At 70.2% G+C, this 1,973-nt stretch carries 1 protein-coding gene; it reads left to right on the forward strand.

Annotated elements, in window-relative coordinates; genetic code table 11:
- Nucleotides 1-64: 64 nt before the first annotated feature.
- On the forward strand, nucleotides 65-1,973 hold a 1,909-nt coding region (locus tag ACZ7J0_RS33730), incomplete at its 3' end, for a condensation domain-containing protein (RefSeq protein WP_470893900.1).

The following is a 1,973-nucleotide window of genomic DNA, read 5'->3' on the forward strand; positions in this document are numbered from 1 at the left end:
AGTTGAGGCGGCCGCACTGCCTGCACGTATTCAGGAGTTTGCGAAGGACCGGCTGCCGTCGTACATGATCCCGTCCGCCATCGTGGTCCTGGAGAGCTTGCCGTTGAACTCCAACGGCAAGCTGGACCGGCGGGCGCTGCCCGCACCCGAGTACGCGGCGGGTACGGGGCGCGGCCCGGCGACGCTCCAGGAGGAGCTGCTGTGTGGGGTGCTCGCGCAAGTGTTGGGTCTCGACAGCGTTGGTGTGGATGATGACTTCTTCGAGCTCGGCGGGCATTCTCTGCTTGCTGTTCGTCTGATCAGCCGGGTGCGTTCGGTCCTTGGTGTCGAGATGCCGCTGCGGGCCCTGTTCGAGACGCCGACCGTGGCGGGTCTCGCGGCCGTCCTGCTCGGCGCCGGTCAGGCGCGGTTGGCGTTGACGGCGGGCGAGCGCCCGGAGCGACTCCCCCTGTCCTTCGCCCAGCAACGACTGTGGTTCCTCAGCCAGTTGGAGGGAGCCAGTGCCACCTACAACAGCCCGATAGCCGTCCGCCTGACGGGCGAGGTCGACCAGGGCACGCTGAACGAGGCCCTACGTGACATCATCGGCCGCCACGAGGTCCTGCGTACTGTCTTCCGGGTCGCCGACGGGGAGCCGTACCAGCAGGTCATCGGGCTCGATGAGCTGGACTGGGGGCTGGACGTGGTCCGGGTCGCCCCGGCCGGCCTGGAGGACGCGGTCACCGAGGCTGCGCGGTACGCCTTCGACCTCTCCGCCGAAGTGCCCATCCGAGCGACACTGTTCGAGGCGGGTGAGCCGGTCGAGGCCGCTGGGGGCGGGGCCGACGACCGCGAGCGGGTGCTTGTCGTTCTGGTCCACCACATCGCCAGCGACGGCTGGTCGCGCGCGCCGCTTGCCCGGGACTTCGCGACGGCCTATGCGGCTCGGCGCGAGGGCCGGGTGCCCGAGTGGGAGCCGCTGCCGGTCCAGTACGCGGACTACGCGCTGTGGCAGCGCGAGCTGCTCGGTGACGAGAAGGACCCCAGCAGCGTGAGCGCCCGCCAACTTGATTACTGGCGAACTGAATTGGCAGGCTCGCCGGAGGAGCTGGATCTGCCCTTCGACCGGCCGCGCCCGGCGGTGGCGTCCCACGTGGGGCACAGCGCTCCTCTCGACGTCCCGGCCGAGGTGCACGCAGGCCTCGCGGAACTCGCCCGTGCCGAGGGTGTGACCGTCTTCATGGTCCTCCAGGCCGCCCTGGCCACTCTGCTGTCGAAGCTGGGCGCGGGGACCGACATCCCGATCGGCTCCGCGCACGCGGGCCGCGGCGACGACGCCCTCGACGACCTGATCGGCTGCTTCGTCAACACGCAGGTGCTGCGCGTGGACCTCGCGGGTGACCCGGTCTTCACCGAACTCCTCGCCCGGGTGCGGGAAGCGGGTCTGTCGGGCTTCGCCCACCAGGACGTTCCCTTCGAGCGGCTGGTGGAGGAGCTGGCTCCGGCCCGCTCCATGGCTCGCCACCCGCTCTTCCAGGTCGTCCTGACGAAGCAGAACACCGTCAGCGCCGGTCTGGACGCCTTGGCCACGCCCGTCGTGTGGTCCGGGAGTATGTCCACCGGTACTCGTGCGGCGAAGTTCGACCTCGATGTGATGGTGGGGGAGACGTACGACGCCGAAGGTGCTCCGGGCGGTCTGCGCGGCTCGGTGACGGTCGCCGCGGACCTGTTCGACCCGGAGTGGGCCGAGCGGATCGCCGAGTCCTGGGTGCGGGTGCTCACCCTGCTGGCCGGCGCCCCGCGGATCCGCTTGAGCGCCGTCCCGACCCTGGGCGAGGTCGAGCGCCGTCGGGTGTTGGTGGAGTGGAATGCGACGGCGACCGCTGCCGAAGCGACCAGGGTGCATGAGTTGTTTGAGGGGCAGGTGGCTCGGAGGCCGGATGCGGTGGCGATCGTCGCGGAGGGTGCCGGGGTTTCGTATGCCGAGTTGGACG

The sequence above is a fragment of the Streptomyces sp. NPDC038280 genome, from assembly GCF_055600045.1.